Genomic DNA, 18,047 nt, shown 5'->3' with positions numbered 1-18,047 from the left:
TGTTATCATTAAGTCATCATTGATTAAATTCAATGATGACTTTTTTAGCGCCTTTCAATCTAATAGTGTAGTATCATTAATATAGTAATAAAAAATTGGAGGGATCTACATGAAAATTGGAATTTTAGGAGTCGGTAACATGGGTAGTGCAATTTTAAAAGGATTCACAAATAAACTGGATTCAAACAATCTTTTTGCTTTAAATCCAGTTAATCCACGTGTTGAAGCACTTCAAAAAAAGCTGGGGTTTAATCTATTTAATGACCCTAGTGAATTCAAAAAACAAAGATTAGACGTTGTTATCTCTACCGTCCCAGCTGATATTAACGTAAAGGTAATTAGACAATTAAATGGGATTAGCAACCATACGATTATTATCTCTGCAGCAGGGGGAATCAGAATTACTGAAGTAAAAATGGCACTTCCTAACAATCCAATCGCTGCAATTATTCCAAACACTCCAGTCTCAGTTAATCATGGAACGATTGCAACGAGCTTTGCATACGATGTTAGTAAGGAAGATCAAAAAACCACCAATGAAGTTTTAAGTTTATTAGGGGACGTAATAGTCACCAAAGAAGCTAATTTAGGAATTATTGGAACGATCGGTGGTTGTGGACCTGCATTTGTAGATGTTTTTATGGATGCCATGGCTGATGCAGCTGTTCAAGCAGGACTAAATCGTCAAAATGCATACAGGGTAATTGCTAGTATGGTAGCTGGATCAGGTCAATTAGCATTTGATACTGGAAAAACTCCTGCAGAGTTAAAAGATAAAGTCACTTCACCTGGGGGCACCACGATTAAGGGCGTAACTGAATTAGATGCTAATGGCTTCAGAAATGCTGTCATTAAGGCAGTTCAGAGCGCTAACGAATCAATGTAATTTATAATTAATTATAAATTTTAAATTATAAATTTTAAATTATTAATAAAAAGCTTCTTATAGTGGCCAATAATGGATCTAAAAATCATTATTGGCTTTTTTTAGTCATTTTTAGCGATCTTAACTGTTATCAATGTATTTTATCATTTAAACAATTAAAGTCTTTAAAACACGCTTAAAACAAATCAAAATGAATTTAATTCTAAAATGTAAATACCATTCAAATTGTCACCTTAAAGTTTACGAAATTCTTCTAATTTTTTCAAAACTGCTTGTTTTTGGGCTTCAGTTGCTGGTTTTACCTTTGGTTGATAATCTTTTCTAAGCCATTCTGGAACTGGTTTTTTAATGATCCTATTTGAACTAGCTGCAATTGGGGTAATTAGTTCATCTTTTTTTAATCCAAAGGCTTCCAAAAAGAATGTTTTCATGGATTTCATTAAGTATTTAGAACGTTCTTCCATTGTGGCAGGTAAATAACTAAAAATATGTTTTAGTTGCATTGCGAGTTTGTTTCCTAGGTTGGTATTATTTTCAAACCTTGTGATTGGACTGTTTAGTAATTTATTCTTCCTTGCAATGTTTGTTTTCGCATTTAATATAACCCCCATCATTGAGTGTGCCTGTTTTAAATCATTTTTGGTAAAATCTAATATTTGATCAATAACGATTTCCTTAACGTTTAATTTTCCACAAACTGCTTTTTTCCATTTAGCAACTGATTTGTTTGAGAATTCGTCACTTGTGTTAACTGTATTACTTTTTGATTTAATTTTTTGATTCTGTTGACTCTGATTAGGTTGCACTTTTTGCATTTGTGGAGTAGCAGAATCTGCATTTGTTTGTTGCAAATTTTGCACCTTAGTTGATTTAAATTTAGGCAAGAACAATTTGTCAGCTTTACTGAATTGCTTTTTCTTAATTAATAAGCCTAATTTGACCAACTTACTGAAGATTTGGCCCACTTTACGAATTGATACCTTTAGCGACGTTGCCATTTGTTCGAGCGTGTAAATGACATAGTAATCTTGTTTTTTAGAATCGAAAAACTGCTTACTGGTTCTTGATGATTTCATTCGATCGCATAGTAGTGCATATGTGATGACTTCATCGTTAGTTAAGTTTGGGTCTTTAATTAGGTTAATGTCTAACATGATAAATTGCATAGCTATTCCTCCTGGAATAGAAAAAGAGGAGCAAGTATAATTACTTGCTCCCCTTCTAAAATATGTATTTTAGGACTAATTAAATAAGCTATTAATATTGCAAAGATAATAGCAATAAGCTATAATAAAAGCATTCGTTGGAGAATTATCTCCAACCATCTAGTCTTTTTATAGTTAGTTACGTTTGTAACTACTTTTAATTTAATAGTTTTTTTAATTAGAGTGTTGGGAGAACAAGTAATTTGGGTACTTGTGATCTGTTACTAGGGTTACTGCTGTGAACAGTTGCTCTGGAAACACTCTTTTTTCTATATTCATTTTTAAATATCCAAAACTAAATTTTTAGGATATACATTGTTTTTTTATAATTTATAATTAATGAACCATACAATTTGGTAGGTTTTTAATTACAAGAAAAGAATAACTGTAATAATAAGAATAGTCAATAGCATATTTTTATGTATGCTTGCATACATGTATTTATTACTACATGAATACTAGTATGTACACATACATGACTACATATATCCAGGTATGCAATAATACATGGTGTTTGAAAAATCATTGATATAGGCACTTTTAGAAACTTTTTCATTGCATACATTAATACAAGTATTATATAATACTTGTATTAATTAATATAAAAATACATTTATACAATAATACGTACAAAAAAATTTTTTTAAATTTTTTTTGAGGAGCAAATTTTATGGCAAAAATAGTGACTTTTGGTAATTTTAAGGGTGGTACTGGTAAGACGACAAATAGTTGTATGATTGCATATCACTTGTCAAAAAAGGGATATAGAACGTTAGTGGTTGATTTAGATCCTCAAGCAAACGCAACTGCACTTTATTTAGCAACTAAACAGGCCCAGACTAAGGAAGTCGTTAAATTCGATACGACCTTAATGACCGCAATTAGCGATAATAATATTGAAAGTATTGTAACTAAGATTAAGGAAAACCTGTATTTACTTCCTAGCTTCGCTGATTTTACTTCATATCCATTGTATTTAGAAAAACTGTATCCAGGAGCAGATAACCAATACCTTAGAGCAATTCATTTTTCCAAATTACTAGAGCCGTTGGAATCTCAATTTGACTACATCATTATTGATACGCCACCGACCGTTAGTTTGTACACTGATTCTGCTTTAATGTCATCAAGATATGTAATTGTAGTTTTGCAAACTCAAGAACGTTCATATACTGGTGCTGAAGCATATATTGAATACCTACAAGAGTTGATCGATAATTATAAGGCTGACTATGATATTTCAGGAATATTACCTGTTTTATTAAAGAAAAAATCACAGGTTGATCAATTAATCCTTGATCAAGCTAAGAAGCAATTTGGGAATGACAATGTCTTTGAAACCATCGTTAAAAATATGGAACGACTAAAGAGATATGATATTATTGGCATTGTTGATCCAGACAACCCTAATCAAAAGCATGATATTCATGATCAAAAGGTTCATTATCTATATGACCAAATTACTGATGAATTTATTAAGCGGGTGAAATAATATGAGTGATCTATTAAAAAAGAATCTAGAAAATCAAAGTCGCAACAAAATGCCTAAAAACGTTTTTTCTAGAAACGAGTTGAGCAATGATTTTGATAATAAAATTAAAAAAATTGAGAAGTCTAGAAAGCAACGTGAAAAATCTACTAGTATTCGGGTTTCAGTTGATACTGCAAACCAATTAAATTCATTAGTTAGTGTTTTGGGACTAGATAGTGTGACAGAATTATTAGGTCAGCTATCAGAATCAGCAGTCGATAACTTAACTGATGAGGAAAAAATTGAATATAAAACCATGAAGAAAATTTTAGATAAGAAGAGGAAATAGAAATCGGGATAACTTCAGATGAAGGGATTCCCTTTTTTATTATTTAAAATTTATTATTTATTATTTATTATTTATTATTTATTATTGTTATGAATTTATGATTTTATATTTTTTTACTTAAAAATAAGTTACAATAACATATATATGAATAAAAAAGGAGCTTAATAATGAAACGCTGGATTAAAATATTAGTCATTCCAGTTATCCTGGTTCTGATCTTAATTTTTGGAATCATTTGGCGAATAGACCAAAATAGCGAGGAAAATGATCATGTTAAGAATTACGGAATTACAACTGGATTGAATCTAGATGCCGCTCGGACTTACTATAAGCCACAAACAATAAAGAAGTTTATTGATACCTTAAGCGAGCATAATGGAAAGTACCTAATGCTGCATTTGACTGATAATGAAAACTTTGGCATTGAAAATGAATTCCTTGGACAAACCGTTAAAAATGCAAAATATGTAAATGATGAGTACATTAGTAAGAAAACGAATCAGCCGTTTTTATCTAAACAACAATTAAAGGAATTAATTGCTTATGGAAAGGAAAAACACGTTTCGGTTTACCCAGAAATTGAAATTCCTGGACATAGTAAGGCGATGATCGACTTATTAAAGGCCAAAAAGTATCCTCACCTTAATTCAATGCTTGCGTTTTCAAATGAATTTGACTTTGGTGCTGATGGAGTTACAACATTATATAAGAAGGTAATTTCAGAATATATGTCGTTATTACCTAAGAATAGTTACTTCGGAACTGGTGGAGATGAATTTTCAATTGATGGCCATTCAGATGAGGTTTCAATTAGGCAGTTCGATAATAATATCAATCGTTATCTAAGAAGTCATGGAAAACAAATGATGGTTTGGAATGATAGTATTGTAAAATCGCAAGTTAATAAGTACGATAAGACAATCGTTGTTAACTATTGGAGTCAATCGAGTGCCGTTTCAGATCCAGCTAACCGTAAATCGCTATTAGCTTTAAATGCTACGTTACCTGAAATTAATCGGGCTGGTTTAAAAACTTTTAATGATAATCAGGCAATAACATATGTAGTTGTTGATAAGGGTAGTTTGGATAAGTCAGGACTTGATAGCTTTAAACAAAGGTTATCAGGGTTTAATTCTGGAATGTGGGATGATCTAGATTCAACCCAACAAGCACCCAACAGTAATAACTTAGGTAGTTTCGTTTCAATTTGGTCAGATGTTAATAACGGCTATAATGGCGAACAGATTCAAGCTAAGACGCTCCCATGGTTAAATGCTTATTTCGACAGAATTAATAAATTTAGTTAATCGCAAGTATTTATCATTTAAGTATCTTATAATTGTTAGTTGTAATCTAACGATTTATAGGGTACTTTTTATTTTCATTTGATAAACATATTAAAAATAAATTATAAATTATTTATAATTATGGCTATTATTTCATATTTTAATTATATGTCTGTTATAATGATGGTAAATATATTAATGTGAGGGAATTAATCTAATGACACTAAAGTATAACACAGCAATTGTTCATTTTATTCAACTTAGTAATAACAAACCATTATTTCCAAAAGCCTATAAATTTTTTATTCCAGCTAAAATGAAATCATCATTATCAATTGGAAGTGTTGCACTTGTGCAAAATCATATTCAAGAAAAGAAATTTTTATCACCAGTTGTGATCACAGGAAATATTACTAAAAAGAATTCTAGAAAGGAATTTAAGTCACTATCTAAAGATACCGGCGAAATGTTTAGTTCCTATTTAGAAAAGCATATTGCAAAAACGACCGAGTATTTTGATAAATATACTAAGGAAGATAACGTTAAATAAAATTTCATAGATATTACAAATAGTTAAAAAAAGTTATGAACTTGGTTTTTGTCGTTTTAAGATGATATAATTACGTTAATACTTAATAAATAAAGGAGTTTTTATAATGAAGAAAAAACAAATTTTTGCAACAGTATTAGTTGCTGGAATTATTTCACCATTATTTGCATTTGGGAATGTTGCTAGTGCCAGTGCTAAGCCTACATTAACACCAAGCGTTTCATATAATTCAGGAAAACTTAGTTTTAAGGGGTCTGTTAAGGGTTCCGCTGCTAAGAACGTTACAAAAGTTGTTGTTAAGAAGGGTAGCTCAAAATTTGCTACTGCAAGCGTAAAGAGTAAGAAATTTAATCTTTCAAAGGCTTTTAGTGGTAAGAATAACTTTACTATCTATGGTACCAACAAGGCTGGTAAGAAGTTAACTAAGAGTTATACGATTAAAAAGTCACAATATGTAACTCCAGATCCTACTTACTACAGTATTGACCGTTCGAAGGCTGGTAAGGTTGCTGTTAGACTTTATGATCAAGGTGAAAAGAATGTTACCTTCTACACTAAGTTTAATGGTTATTCATTCAATACTAGTAATGATACTGCTGGTGGTACTATCACTTACAACTATCCATCTACTGCAGATTACACATTATCTGTTTATGCAGTTGCTAAGAATAAGATGGCAAGTAACACTGTAGACTTACCTGAAGTTCATGATGGACAAGGACAAACTAACCCAGAAATTTTCCCATTCTAAAATCCATATCAAAAAAGGATCAACCTTAATTGGCTGGTCCTTTTTTTATAACAAAAAATAAATAACAAGCAATAAATAATAAATTATTTATTGCTTGTTATTTAGATTGGTTTCACAAATAAAAACATTAAATTAAAGGCAAATCCCCGTCCCAAACCAATTTTAGGGTTTTTAAAAATTCCGTTATGGTTATGATGTTGGGCAATGCTTGCAGCTAATACCATTAAAACGTAAACGGAGACTAAAGCGATAATTCCCCAAAAGTATTCGCCCTTAGTAACAAATAGACTGATCAAGATACTAATGAAAACAATGATATCTAATATTCCAATGATTATATATAGTGCTTTTTGTTTATTTTTAAGCATATCGTTCACTTCCTAAATCACATTGTTTTTGATTGAAAATTTAAAAACTTAGCAAATGGTTTTAATAATTGTAAAATAGCAACTTTATATTTTACAATATTTTTACAATTAATATACAATAAATCTAAATTCTTAGTTTATTATTAAGATTGTTAAAATAAATTAAAGAGGCGGGATATTAACATGAAAAAAAGAATTCTACGTTCCAGTGTATTAATTGGTTTAACACTTTTAAGTATTAGTAGCATCACAAATGCAAAGGCCGATAAGAAGAGTACTAATAAGGCTTTGCTTGAAATTGATACTGATCATAAATCAGACGCAGGAAGATATTTCATTCAAGATTATAAAACAAACACAAGTGCTAATACCACAGCACAAACCAATGCTTCAATTGACTTATTATCACAAATGAACAATCTTTGGCAACCTGGTTCTGATTGGAACAACGGAAAACGCCTTAACACGAAGATTTTAGACGAAAATATTAATTATAATTACAACATTGCTAAAACAAGAACGAAAGCTGAAGAAGATGCATCATGGTTAGATGATAAAAATGACATGGGTTATTCTGCTCAAGAAGGACTTGGGACGCTAACTGATTACTTCAGAAAAGAAGCAAATATTACTGGTGGATATACATCAGTGCCATCAGATGCAGAAACTAAGGATTACGATACTAACTGGAGTAAACAAGAAGTAACTGGTGACCCTAACTCCAGCCTAGGAAGTGTTGTTAAATTAGCTGATACTATGAAAGATGGTAACTATTCTTCAAGTAGTACATCTAAGAAATTTTATAAGTATCCACGTCCATTTAGATGGAATGATTTATCAAACATTACTAACGCCCAAGATAACGGGGTAATTATTCCAACGTTAAAACTATCAGCAAATGCTGATCCTACTAATGATTATGGATTCCCAAGTGGTCACACTAATAGTGCATACTTAACTGCATACGCACTTGCATATGCTTATCCACAAAAATTTCAATCATTGATCACTAGAGCTTCAGAAGTAGGAAACAACCGAATTGTTGCAGGACGCCACTCGCCACTAGATGTTATCGGTGGTCGAGTATTAGGGACTGCATTAGCAGCAGCTATCTTGAATGACCCTGCAAATGCCCAACTTAAAAAGGAAGCGTTTGACCAAGCTCAAAGCATTCTAAAGGAATCCAAGGCTGACAATAACAGCTATGGAATGGACAACAAGGAAGAAAATGCTCAAAAATATAACTTCCGCTTAACTTATGGTTTCTCAAAGATTGCTAACTCTAAGCACACTTACGTTGTTCCTAAGGGTGCTGAAGTACTTTTGGAAACTAGATTACCATACCTTAATGCCACTCAAAGAAGAGCAGTTCTTGCAACTACCGAAATACCTACTGGATATCCAATCTTAGATGATGGTGAAGGTTGGGGTCGTTTGAACCTCTACAACGCTGCTAATGGTTATGGCCAATTAGTTTCTGATACGACCGTTAAGATGGATGCATCTAAGGGTGGTTTCAATGCTGCTGATACTTGGAGTAACGACATTACTGGGGTTGGAAAACTAACTAAGACCGGTACTGGTGCATTGACATTAACTGGAAAGAACACATACAAGGGTGGCGTTGCTGTTAAGGATGGTTCATTAGTAGCAGCAAATAACGCAGCTCTTGGTAATGGATCTGTTAGCGTTAGTGGTGGTGATCTTAAGCTTAGTGCTAAAAAGGTTACCGTTAAGGGTACTTACAAACAAAGTAGCAAGGGCTCAACTTCAATTGCTAAGAAGGGCCGCTTAGTAGTTAAGAAGGGGGCAACACTTGGTGGAACCCTTAAACTTAACGGTGGTGAATTTAAGAACGGTGATAAGATTATGAGCTACGGCAGTCACAAGGGTAAGTTCAGTAAGGTTACTGGATTATCTCATGGGCTTCACATTGTATACAACAACCATGATATTAGCATTGCTAAAAAATAATTAAATAAAAAATCGACGATAACAGCTAAAATGAGGACCATTCATTATATGAATGGTCCTCATTTTCAATTTGAACTATTAACCTGAGATTTGATCAAAGTTAAAGATACGAAGCCCCTCTTTATATCCCATTAGATAAGGTTCACTATGTTTAACCTTAAAAATCCGATTAATTAAGTCATGATTTTTAACACTAGCCTTGAACATCATTTGGGTAATGCTAGGTTGATGGCCCTTTAAGTTGGCAACTGAATCATCGATGGCTTGTCGATATCCATTGTTAAAATCAATTTCTAAAAAGTTACTATCCAAAACGAATCATTTCTCCTTTTATCACTCTAAAATATGCTTAACTATTATAACGCTAAAGCAAATAAATTGGGCCTGATTTATGGAAGTCGTGAAACAATATTGATGCTTGTTCCACATTGCCTATTAATATAAATTAGCTTAAAATGGTAATCATAAAGCTGATGCTAATTTGGAGATGATAATATGAGAAACGGTTTAAAAGACTTAGCTGCTGACAAGCGATATGAATTTGTTGGGAAATTTACCCGCTTGGGATATGCTGAAGAATATAATGACGAAGATGGTTATTACTACCAACCTACGATTTTATTTTTAGATGTTCATGATGATAAGGGCAACTTTATCACTGATCATGCTTGGGTTCATTATACGGAACCGTTTATTAAATTGGATGAATTAAAAGATGGTGATTTAGTTGGGTTTACAGCTCAGGTCCATTCTTACAAGAAGGGGGCTGGCATTAATAAAATTACTGATTATGAATTGATCGAGATTCAAGATGTTGTTAGAAAAGGCAATTTTAACGAAAAACGAAATGCAGTGCCTAGTGAGAATAAGCCATTAGTAGGGTACGTTATGGAGCGTAACCGTGCTTTTTATGAAAAGGCCCAACGAAAAGTGGATGAAGAATATACCCAGGCTTACGATCAATGGTTACATCCAGATGATTATAGTAATGAAACGTCTTATTCTGATGATGATGATTCAGGATTAGATCCAGAACTGTTGGCTAAATTAAAGCAGTTTTCTGACGACAATTTAAAATAAATAATAAATTATAAATTATGTTTATTGTATTGGTAAAAATAAAAGGCAGCTCGTCAATTATGGGCTGCCTTTTATTTATTACTGCTTTTTAAATATTTGGAATCCCAAGATAATGATCATTAATACAGCGATCAATACACTAAAGAGTCCGATTCCAGGTTGAGATCCAGAAATTGGTGAAATTTGATTTAAGAATCCCATCACGATTGGTGATACTGCTGTCCCAACGTTACAGCCGACTAATAGGATTGAGTTGGCTAGTGCGGTCGAATTTTTGGGAGCTACTTTATCCATCAAGTTAAAAACGTAAGTCCCAGCAAGTGGGTACGCACCACCGATAATGATTTCTCCAATCGTTAGTACGATTAAATTAGGAGCAAAATTCATGATGGACATTCCAACCGTAAACACTAACAAGCCCAGGGGTAATACAAATTTTTTAAAAATCTTGAAGAAGGTTCCAAATAAAAATCCCATCAACATGCTAGCAATCGTGAAGATCGTAATTACGAAACTCGCATCGGTAGCACTACCTAGTTTTCCATTAACAACGATCGTAGGGGTCATAACACTAACCGTTGCTAGTCCCATCGTCATGATTGCACAAAAGACTCCAGCAACGATTACAGCAAAGTTAACCTTTGAGCGTTGCTGTTGCCCATCTTTACCAACGGGTTCACCTGTTTCGATATTTGGCACAGCCTTCCAGAAGATTACCAGGATAATCAAAATAAAGAAGTATGCTAAGAATGACACTTGCCAACTGATGTTTAATAATTGGCCAACTAGTATATTGACGATACAAAGACCAATCGTTTCAAATGAGTTGCGATTACCAAGCATTTGAGCTTGTTCATTACCACTATAAAAGATATTGATGATCGTAATTGCTAACGAATTGATCATCCCAATTCCAATCCCAAAGATGATCCTAGATCCCAATATTAACCATAGGTTGGGGATGAACGCTGGGATGACACCAGAAATACCCATCAATAAGATTCCAAGGCCAATCATTTTTTTAATCCCAAATCGTTTTGCTAGTGGTGCTGACATTAATAGCACTATGAACGCTGGAATTTGTTGAATTGTTGCAACCATGTTTACCAAGGTTGCAGGATAGTTTGAAAATGCTTTTTGCATCGCTGGAAGTGCTGGTGAAATTGCAGTTCCAGTCGTAATGACCAATGAAACCGCTAAAATTGCGAAACGGTGAAACCATGTTTTAGCGTTCCATTCTGAATTATTAGCCATTTTAATCCCTCCAATCAGATCTCTGTAATTCACAATTTTATTATATCACTTTTTAAGCAAAAGAAAACGCTTACATTGATTGACTCAGTTTTTCATTTTTTATCATGATATAATGGTTTTAAATTAATTGTCACGTGGGGGGAAGCGTATTGCGGGTAGATAAACAAGATGAAATTGCTAATTTTTGTTGTCGATTGGGGCGTACTTTGGTCGAAAGTGGTGCTGAAATTAATAGGGTCGAAACTACCGTTGAATTCATTGGCCATAAGGCTGGATTGCACGACTTAAGATGTTACGCAGAATTAGGTGTAATATTTGTTTACTATGAAAACGGTATCAAAAACCAAATTATGAAGATAAAGGGGCATGACTTTAATTTTCAAAAAGTTGATGAGATTAATAATCTATCACGTCAGTTTGTAGAGAATAAAATTACATATGATTATTTAAAAAATGATTATTACAGAATTAGAAATAAGGTAATTGACTTTACGATCACCCGTAAAATTTTAGCTGCCGGGTTAGTATCAGTGGCTCCATTACTACTATTTCATACTAATTGGGTTAACTTAGCGTTATCTTTTTTCGTTGGAATTATGGGTTATTTAACAACTAGGTTTATGTCAGGGAAATCAAAAACCCCTTACTTGGATGTGGCGTTTGGTGGTTTTGTAATTGGAATGTTGGCGATGCTCATTAGCATTTTAGTTCCTGGAACGAACGCTGATATGATTATCTTTAGTTCGTTAATGCCGATTGTGCCAGGGATTGCCCTGACAAACTCATTTAGAGAAATTATGGCTAAAAATATTTTATCTGGACTGATCCTTGGCATGGAAGCAACTATGATTGCAGTTTCGATTAGTGGTGGGGTAATCATTGGAAAGTTATTAATTAAATTTTTGATTGGTGGGATATAAAATGGTGCTGAGCGTTGAATTTCTATTTGCGTTTTTATCAACTTGGGGGTTTGGTGTAATCACTAATGTTCCCAAGCGAACCCTAATTGCTTCGGGCCTGGTCGGCGCAATGGCTTGGCTGGCGTATATTCTAGCAGATGGAATGGGTGCAAATGTAATTGTTGCCAACCTACTGCCAGGAATTGTCGTCGGTTTATTTGGGAATGTGGAATCAATGATTGTTAAAACGCCCGTTAACTTAGTCTTTGTGCCAGCTGTAATTTCATTGGTACCAGGTGCACTGTTTTACAAGAGCATGGAGCAACTGACCATAGGATTAAGCAAACTTGCAATGCAAGGACTTTTAAAAACGTTATTGATTGCAATTGCATTAGGAATTGGTTTTATTATTGGAGAAGTTTTATTTAAACTCTTAAAACCAACAATTAAGAAATTAATTATAAAAAATAAATAATTAATTTTTTGTTACATTAGTTTTTGATTAAAATTATAATTTACTTTTAATGTTAGCCGTAGTAAAATAACAGCAGGTTAAATAATTAATAACGCTAAAGATTGAACTCCTTTAATGATTAGTGAATATAACCTCTGTTGTTATTACATAATTATTTAATCTAAACGGGTACATCATCAATTTTTCCTCGAATAACACCCCCATTCCTTGCAGATGGGGGTGTTTTTAATTTTTAACTAATTTTATGCCACTGATTATAAAAATTAGTGGCATAAGCCACGATATAGAAATAATTGACCATTTTATTAGCTTATAAATTTACCTATAATATCCAGCATATCAACAAATAAGGGGATGATTATGTTGGATAAGGATCGTACGACGTTGGCAATGTTTTCATTATTGCTCGCTAATTTTATGGGTGGATTAGATGCAACGATTGTCAATACAGCAATTCCATCGATCACTAGTGATTTGAGTGGGATTCAATTAATCGGATGGATCAGTTCAGTATTTTTATTAGGCGTTGCTATAACAACCGTCCTATGGGGACGCTTAGGAGAAATCATCAATAATAAACGGGCTTTTCAAATCGCGGTATTATTGTTCATCTGCAGTTCGGGCTTAGCGGGGCTTGCTCCTAATATGCTAATATTGATCATCGCTAGAGCATTGATGGGGATCGGTACTGGTGGGATGGTTTCGATTCCATTTATTATCTATGCTGAAATATACCCTAAGCCAGTTGAGCGAGCACGGGCAGTTGGTTGGGTGACCGCATCTTATACGCTATCAACCGTTCTAGGTCCAATAATTGGGGGATTGATTGTTGACCATTTTTCGTGGCACTGGGTATTTTTTATTAACTTACCGATTGGATTACTATCTATCTTAATGTTACAGCTCACGTATCGAGTTAATGATTTTAAACCTACGAGTAGTCGTTTTGATTATCTGGGTGCGGGACTATTGTCGATAATATTGACTTTATTGCTATTTGCCAGTAGCTCGTTATCTAGCCATTTTCAAATTACTGTGATTTTAATAGTAATTACGGTTGGGATATCAGTTATTTTTTTTCACGTGGAAAATAGCATTGATGATGCTTTAGTACCAATTCAGTTATTAAAAAATTGGCCGATCCAGTCACAAAACATCATCATGTTCTTGATCAACGGATACTTTATTGGCTTTAGCGTTTACGCCCCGATGTGGTCGCAAGGATTATTGGGCACGAATGCTACTTATGGGGGATTAACTCAAATTGCTGGTTCGATCTTATTGTTATTAGGGACTAGGCTTACGGCACACTTAATGAAACGCATTCAATATCGGACCATTGTGGGAGTAGGGATATCTAGCGTTTGTGTATCATCATTGACAATGTTTTTAGCGACACAAAATACTCCATACTTTTGGTTATTGATTAGCGGAGCCTTCAATGGACTTGGGATGGGCCTATCGTTTACCCCTATGCAAATTTCAATTCAAGATGGAGTTGCTAAGCAGTTAGTGGGGGTGTCAACAACATTTGGATTATTAATCCGTACCCTAGGTGAAACTTTTATGGCAGCAATTTTTGGTGCGGTGTTTAGTATCAGGATTTCACAACAGACTAATTATCAATATCCATTGAAAATGGTAACAGCGTTAACTGATTTTAAAACTGCACAGTCATTGCCTTACCAACTAGTGCCGCATTTAAAGAGAATGCTTTTCAATGGGATCCACCTAGTGATGTTTATGGGGCTAGTCCTTTCATTAATTGCAATCGTTTTAAATTGCATTAGAACCTTACCGCAAAACACAAGCAAATAACTTTAGGGAGATTTTAATATGGAAATGAATATTCAAGAAATCAATGATCGTTTAAAGTTAAAACAACTAGTTGATCTATTTTCGAACTATGCAGATACTAAAGAAAATGAAAAACAGGTTCAATTGTTCACTTCTGATGGTGAAGTCAATATTATTAATAATGGCAAAGTGGTCTTTAAACTAAAGGGGCGCAAAGCAATTTATGATGCGTTCTCTAAATCCATGGAAGAGTATGAAACTGTTTTTCACATGAGTGGCCAACAAACGATTACTTTTATTGATGAAATGCATGCTGAGGGGATTGCTTATAATTACGTCTTTTTAGAAAATGCTCAATCTAAGGTACAAGAAGGCGTTCGATATGAGGATCGCTACGTCAAAGTGGATGGTAAATGGTTGATTGAAAAACGTGATTCTCATTTTATCTGGCATAAATAGAACAATATAATTTAAGCATCCAACTATTTAAAAATAGGGGATGCTTTTTATTAATTTTTTGATTAATTTAATTTAATTTTAATAATATTTTATAATTAAAATTAAAATAGGATGTTTTTTTAGTGCTTTTAAAGCCTTTAATATAACATTTTTAAATTTATTGAAATAATTTGGTTAAATTTAATGAAATCGTTTTATTATTATTTTATAATTAAATTAAAATTAAATTAAAAATGTGAGGAGAGGTGGTTAAATGGCTGAGCATTTTATTTATGACTATGTCAAGAACCATATAAGAGACTTTTTTGATTACATAAAATTTAGTGGTACTTCTGTACAAAATAGGAAAATGACAAGGATGTCAGCTTGTTATCATCTTATTGAAGGGAGGAGTGATGCTGAATGAAGGGATTAGTAACTGGTTTTACCCCATTTGATAAACATCCTAATAATCCATCTTTGGATATTTTACATTCACTCCCTGATCGACTAGATGAAGCTGAAATTGTTAAAGTAGCATTACCAACTGAGTTTCAAATCAGCAGTTTAATGATTGCTGATTCGATCGAACAACATCATCCTGATTTCGTTTTAAACATTGGTCAGGCTAACGGTCGAATTGGCATTACTCCAGAGTTAGTGGCTGTTAATGTTGATAATGCGGGTATTCCCGATAATAATGGCTACCAGCCAATTACAAGATCGATTCATCATGATGGTGAAGATGAATACTTTAGTAATATCCCAATTAAAACAATCGTTAGAAATATTCGTGATATTGGGATTGATAGTAAAATTTCTACCTCAGCTGGAAATTTCGTTTGTAACCACGTCATGTATGAGGTTCAATACTTAATGCGCAAAAGATACCCCACTATGAAGGCCGGCTTTATTCATGTTCCATCTAATTATTCCGATAATGATGATGTGCCAACCATGGCGTTGGATGATGAAGTAGATGGCATCAAGATTGCGCTACTTACAATTATTCATCACTTGGATGATAATATTGTACTAGATCATCCTTATGAATATTAAGTGATTTCAGTTTATATTAGTGATAAAGCTGATATAATTAAAGGGTAGATTAGTAACATAATTTTAAGGGATGATGAAAATGTTAAGAGCCAAAATTTCACATTTAGCAATTTTATTAGCAATCGCTGCTGGCACGACGATTTACTTTCAAGGAACTGATAACGTAAATGCTGATATGAATCAAAAGCAAGTTAATCTCATCCAAGCCCGTCGTCATCATAAATATGCACCTCAAAACAACGGTTCACATTCAGGAAGCGAGTTCGATCGCTTTAAACAAGTACGATTGGCCAAAGCAAAGGATGACTTTATACATGCTAAACATGATTTGAAAAATGCTAAAAATAAAAAACAACTAATGACAGCAAAGATTAATTACAATCATGCTAAGCAAAAATTGTTTAATGTAAATCACAAATAAACCGCATGTGATGTTTTAATTGGATTCAAACAAAAAATAAGGGGTTGATCTGAAATTAATCAGATCAACCCCTTATTTTATTTGAAATGTTTATACTTAAAGTATCGATAGCCCAATTTCATTCCAAAAATTCGCTTGGCAGTTCCGGTATGGTTGGCCAAAAAGATATATATCAATAGGAATGTGATTCCATAAATGGCTAAATAAATGAAACTGCTTAATCGATTGACTGGCTGAAACACTTGCTGGAAGGTGAAGTAATAACCACTCATGATGATGATTAAAAATGAATTGGTGTACAAAATAGGGACTAGTGAGCCTAATTTTACGCCATATAGATGGTTTAACTTAAAGTAGCCGAGTGCAACGATTGCTAAAAAGGCAGCATCAGTTGCGATGATTGCTCCATTTGCACCAAATAATTTAAGCAGTGGGAACTGTAAGGCTAGTTTGATAAAAATTCCAACTGACATGTACATGACCGCTTTTTTACTAGCATGGAGTGCCTGCATTAGCGTTAATACGTTAACGGCAAGGCCTAAAAAGATGCTTTGAATAATATTTTGGACGAGATAATAAGTTCCAACCTGGTCGTGAGTGAATAGAACAGTATAAACGGGACCAGCAGCGAATCCGCTAATAATAACAATTGGCATTAAAAAGAATAGTAGCAATTTATAGTTCTCTAATAATAACTTATTGATTTGGGACCATTCTTTTTTGGCATGTAGTTCTGAAAACAATGGCAAACTAGTTTCAGAAACCGATGTGACCAGTGAAATGATGATCGTAGTGATTTTACTAGGGTTAGCCGATGAGACAGTATAAAGATAGTTAACGTAATCAGAAGCCATGTGATTAACGTTGATCAAGACCTGCTTGAAGAATACTTGATCGATTAGTTGGCTAATTGTAATACATGATCCGACTAACACGAATGGAATTGATGCGTACCATAATCCTAAAATAGTTGATACAACGTTGTTGAGGGTTTTTGGCTTACTATTATCCATCTGTTTTTGATAGATTGATTTTTTATGATTGCCGTACAGCAGTAAGTATAAGTAGCTGATAATGGAACCAATAAATGCACCAAAGACACTTAGGTAAACGGCAACGATATAGTTATGATGAAGCACTTTGATAACGATAAAGGTTGAAATGATAATGAATAAGACCCGTGATAATTGTTCCCAAAGCTGTGAGATTCCGTATGGTTTCATGTCACTATGCCCTTGAAACCATCCCCTCATCATGCTCATTGAAGGCAGAATAACGATGGCTGGAACTAACATTCGAATTGAAATGATTGCTTGATGGATTGATTTTACAGGACTATTTTGAGCAATTAATGGTGCTAAAATGTACAAAACGAGTCCACATATAATTCCAGCGATAATCATTATTATAAATGCTAATTTAGTGACGTATGCACTATCTAGATATCGATTTCTAGAGTTTAACGATGAAACACGTCTAGCGATTACTGAGGGGAGTCCAGCAGTTCCAACCGCGATTAGTAATGCATATGGTGTATATGAAGCATTGAACACTGCTTGCGCATTTAACTGATCACTGTAGCTACCAATCATTATTAACCATGGAATTAGATAGACGATCCCTAACACCCTGGAAAAAATACTACCAAAAGACAGCCAAAATGATCCCGATAACATCTTTTTATTCAAAAAAATCCCTCGAGTTCTAAATATTTATTGTTTAGTTGAATTGATCGTTGCTAATAAGCATTGAGCTCAATTCCAATGGATATATTACCACATGGT

Annotated in this window: 19 protein-coding genes; 14 read left to right on the top strand and 5 right to left on the bottom strand. The window is 33.5% G+C overall.

All coding sequences use genetic code 11. From position 1 onward, the window contains the following. Positions 1-109 precede the first annotated feature (109 nt). A complete protein-coding gene (gene proC, locus ACSYTE_RS08125; RefSeq protein WP_491717554.1) occupies positions 110-886 on the top strand; it encodes a pyrroline-5-carboxylate reductase in 777 nt (258 codons plus the stop codon). 233 nt (positions 887-1,119) lie between these two features. Here the strand turns inward: proC and ACSYTE_RS08120 are convergent, their stop codons facing one another. Next, on the bottom strand, positions 1,120-2,052 hold the full coding sequence (locus ACSYTE_RS08120) for a replication initiator protein A (RefSeq protein WP_491717553.1): 933 nt from the start codon (positions 2,050-2,052) through the stop codon (positions 1,120-1,122). A 709-nt stretch (positions 2,053-2,761) separates the two neighbouring features. Here ACSYTE_RS08120 and ACSYTE_RS08115 point away from each other — a divergent pair. From ACSYTE_RS08115 to ACSYTE_RS08095, 5 genes are all read left to right on the top strand, one after another. Beyond that, on the top strand, positions 2,762-3,583 hold the full coding sequence (locus tag ACSYTE_RS08115) for a ParA family protein (RefSeq protein ID WP_491717552.1): 822 nt from the start codon (positions 2,762-2,764) through the stop codon (positions 3,581-3,583). Between the two features lies 1 nt (position 3,584). Beyond that, positions 3,585-3,911 carry a DUF5388 domain-containing protein gene (locus ACSYTE_RS08110; protein ID WP_491717551.1) on the top strand — a complete coding sequence of 109 codons (327 nt, stop codon included), beginning with the start codon at positions 3,585-3,587 and terminating at the stop codon, positions 3,909-3,911. 167 nt (positions 3,912-4,078) lie between these two features. Then, the gene (locus ACSYTE_RS08105) at positions 4,079-5,218 is read left to right on the top strand and encodes a family 20 glycosylhydrolase (RefSeq protein WP_491717550.1); all 1,140 of its coding nucleotides are present in this window, start codon (positions 4,079-4,081) and stop codon (positions 5,216-5,218) included. A gap of 196 nt (positions 5,219-5,414) precedes the next feature. Then, positions 5,415-5,747, top strand: coding sequence for a hypothetical protein (locus tag ACSYTE_RS08100; RefSeq protein WP_491717549.1), 333 nt, complete (start codon positions 5,415-5,417; stop codon positions 5,745-5,747). Between the two features lie 106 nt (positions 5,748-5,853). Continuing rightward, complete coding sequence (locus ACSYTE_RS08095) at positions 5,854-6,498, top strand: hypothetical protein (RefSeq protein WP_491717548.1); 645 nt, start codon at positions 5,854-5,856, stop codon at positions 6,496-6,498. A 101-nt stretch (positions 6,499-6,599) separates the two neighbouring features. Here ACSYTE_RS08095 and ACSYTE_RS08090 read toward each other — a convergent pair whose 3' ends face one another. Further along, positions 6,600-6,866 carry a hypothetical protein gene (locus ACSYTE_RS08090; RefSeq protein ID WP_491717547.1) on the bottom strand — a complete coding sequence of 89 codons (267 nt, stop codon included), beginning with the start codon at positions 6,864-6,866 and terminating at the stop codon, positions 6,600-6,602. 183 nt (positions 6,867-7,049) lie between these two features. On the opposite strand from ACSYTE_RS08090, the gene ACSYTE_RS08085 reads away from it, so the two are divergent. Beyond that, the gene (locus ACSYTE_RS08085) at positions 7,050-8,840 is read left to right on the top strand and encodes an acid phosphatase (protein WP_491717546.1); all 1,791 of its coding nucleotides are present in this window, start codon (positions 7,050-7,052) and stop codon (positions 8,838-8,840) included. Between the two features lie 78 nt (positions 8,841-8,918). Here ACSYTE_RS08085 and ACSYTE_RS08080 read toward each other — a convergent pair whose 3' ends face one another. Beyond that, positions 8,919-9,152 carry a hypothetical protein gene (locus ACSYTE_RS08080; RefSeq protein WP_491717545.1) on the bottom strand — a complete coding sequence of 78 codons (234 nt, stop codon included), beginning with the start codon at positions 9,150-9,152 and terminating at the stop codon, positions 8,919-8,921. A gap of 183 nt (positions 9,153-9,335) precedes the next feature. Between ACSYTE_RS08080 and ACSYTE_RS08075 the strand changes: the two genes are divergently transcribed. Continuing rightward, positions 9,336-9,920 carry a hypothetical protein gene (locus ACSYTE_RS08075; RefSeq protein ID WP_491717544.1) on the top strand — a complete coding sequence of 195 codons (585 nt, stop codon included), beginning with the start codon at positions 9,336-9,338 and terminating at the stop codon, positions 9,918-9,920. A gap of 78 nt (positions 9,921-9,998) precedes the next feature. Here ACSYTE_RS08075 and ACSYTE_RS08070 read toward each other — a convergent pair whose 3' ends face one another. Next, the gene (locus ACSYTE_RS08070; protein WP_491717543.1) at positions 9,999-11,174 is read right to left on the bottom strand and encodes an MFS transporter; all 1,176 of its coding nucleotides are present in this window, start codon (positions 11,172-11,174) and stop codon (positions 9,999-10,001) included. Positions 11,175-11,323: 149 nt separating this feature from the next. Here ACSYTE_RS08070 and ACSYTE_RS08065 point away from each other — a divergent pair, with 149 nt between their 5' ends. The 6 genes from ACSYTE_RS08065 to ACSYTE_RS08040 all read left to right on the top strand — a co-directional run bounded on the left by ACSYTE_RS08065 (position 11,324) and on the right by ACSYTE_RS08040 (position 16,263). Beyond that, entirely contained in the window at positions 11,324-12,094 is a 771-nt protein-coding gene (locus ACSYTE_RS08065; RefSeq protein ID WP_491717542.1) for a threonine/serine exporter family protein, read from the top strand. Then, complete coding sequence (locus ACSYTE_RS08060) at positions 12,084-12,548, top strand: threonine/serine exporter family protein (protein ID WP_491717675.1); 465 nt, start codon at positions 12,084-12,086, stop codon at positions 12,546-12,548. Before ACSYTE_RS08065 ends, ACSYTE_RS08060 begins: the two co-directional genes overlap by 11 nt. A 360-nt stretch (positions 12,549-12,908) precedes the next feature. Then, positions 12,909-14,366 (top strand): MFS transporter, encoded by a 1,458-nt coding sequence (locus tag ACSYTE_RS08055; protein WP_491717541.1) that lies wholly within the window; start codon positions 12,909-12,911, stop codon positions 14,364-14,366. An 18-nt stretch (positions 14,367-14,384) separates the two neighbouring features. After that, positions 14,385-14,804, top strand: a complete 420-nt coding sequence (locus ACSYTE_RS08050) for a nuclear transport factor 2 family protein (RefSeq protein WP_491717540.1) — start codon at positions 14,385-14,387, stop codon at positions 14,802-14,804. Between the two features lie 402 nt (positions 14,805-15,206). After that, entirely contained in the window at positions 15,207-15,842 is a 636-nt protein-coding gene (locus tag ACSYTE_RS08045) for a pyroglutamyl-peptidase I (protein ID WP_491717539.1), read from the top strand. Between the two features lie 79 nt (positions 15,843-15,921). Beyond that, positions 15,922-16,263: a hypothetical protein gene (locus ACSYTE_RS08040; RefSeq protein ID WP_491717538.1), complete on the top strand. Its 342-nt coding sequence runs from the start codon at positions 15,922-15,924 to the stop codon at positions 16,261-16,263. Positions 16,264-16,340: 77 nt separating this feature from the next. Here ACSYTE_RS08040 and ACSYTE_RS08035 read toward each other — a convergent pair whose 3' ends face one another. Continuing rightward, on the bottom strand, positions 16,341-17,951 hold the full coding sequence (locus tag ACSYTE_RS08035; protein ID WP_491717537.1) for an oligosaccharide flippase family protein: 1,611 nt from the start codon (positions 17,949-17,951) through the stop codon (positions 16,341-16,343). Between the last annotated feature and the right edge of the window lie 96 nt (positions 17,952-18,047).

The organism is Nicoliella sp. ESL1120 (assembly GCF_058508515.1).
Note: the sequence above shows the minus strand (reverse complement) of the source record. Positions and strands in the feature narration are given on the sequence as shown.

Bases quoted from the DNA above. Each gene is read 5' to 3' on its own strand.
- proC (WP_491717554.1), top strand. From the start codon at position 110: ATGAAAATTGGAATTTTAGGAGTCGGTAACATGGGTAGTGCAATTTTA.
- ACSYTE_RS08120 (WP_491717553.1), bottom strand. From the start codon at position 2,052: ATGCAATTTATCATGTTAGACATTAACCTAATTAAAGACCCAAACTTA.
- ACSYTE_RS08115 (WP_491717552.1), top strand. From the start codon at position 2,762: ATGGCAAAAATAGTGACTTTTGGTAATTTTAAGGGTGGTACTGGTAAG.
- ACSYTE_RS08110 (WP_491717551.1), top strand. From the start codon at position 3,585: ATGAGTGATCTATTAAAAAAGAATCTAGAAAATCAAAGTCGCAACAAA.
- ACSYTE_RS08105 (WP_491717550.1), top strand. From the start codon at position 4,079: ATGAAACGCTGGATTAAAATATTAGTCATTCCAGTTATCCTGGTTCTG.
- ACSYTE_RS08100 (WP_491717549.1), top strand. From the start codon at position 5,415: ATGACACTAAAGTATAACACAGCAATTGTTCATTTTATTCAACTTAGT.
- ACSYTE_RS08095 (WP_491717548.1), top strand. From the start codon at position 5,854: ATGAAGAAAAAACAAATTTTTGCAACAGTATTAGTTGCTGGAATTATT.
- ACSYTE_RS08090 (WP_491717547.1), bottom strand. From the start codon at position 6,866: ATGCTTAAAAATAAACAAAAAGCACTATATATAATCATTGGAATATTA.
- ACSYTE_RS08085 (WP_491717546.1), top strand. From the start codon at position 7,050: ATGAAAAAAAGAATTCTACGTTCCAGTGTATTAATTGGTTTAACACTT.
- ACSYTE_RS08075 (WP_491717544.1), top strand. From the start codon at position 9,336: ATGAGAAACGGTTTAAAAGACTTAGCTGCTGACAAGCGATATGAATTT.
- ACSYTE_RS08070 (WP_491717543.1), bottom strand. From the start codon at position 11,174: ATGGCTAATAATTCAGAATGGAACGCTAAAACATGGTTTCACCGTTTC.
- ACSYTE_RS08055 (WP_491717541.1), top strand. From the start codon at position 12,909: ATGTTGGATAAGGATCGTACGACGTTGGCAATGTTTTCATTATTGCTC.
- ACSYTE_RS08050 (WP_491717540.1), top strand. From the start codon at position 14,385: ATGGAAATGAATATTCAAGAAATCAATGATCGTTTAAAGTTAAAACAA.
- ACSYTE_RS08045 (WP_491717539.1), top strand. From the start codon at position 15,207: ATGAAGGGATTAGTAACTGGTTTTACCCCATTTGATAAACATCCTAAT.
- ACSYTE_RS08040 (WP_491717538.1), top strand. From the start codon at position 15,922: ATGTTAAGAGCCAAAATTTCACATTTAGCAATTTTATTAGCAATCGCT.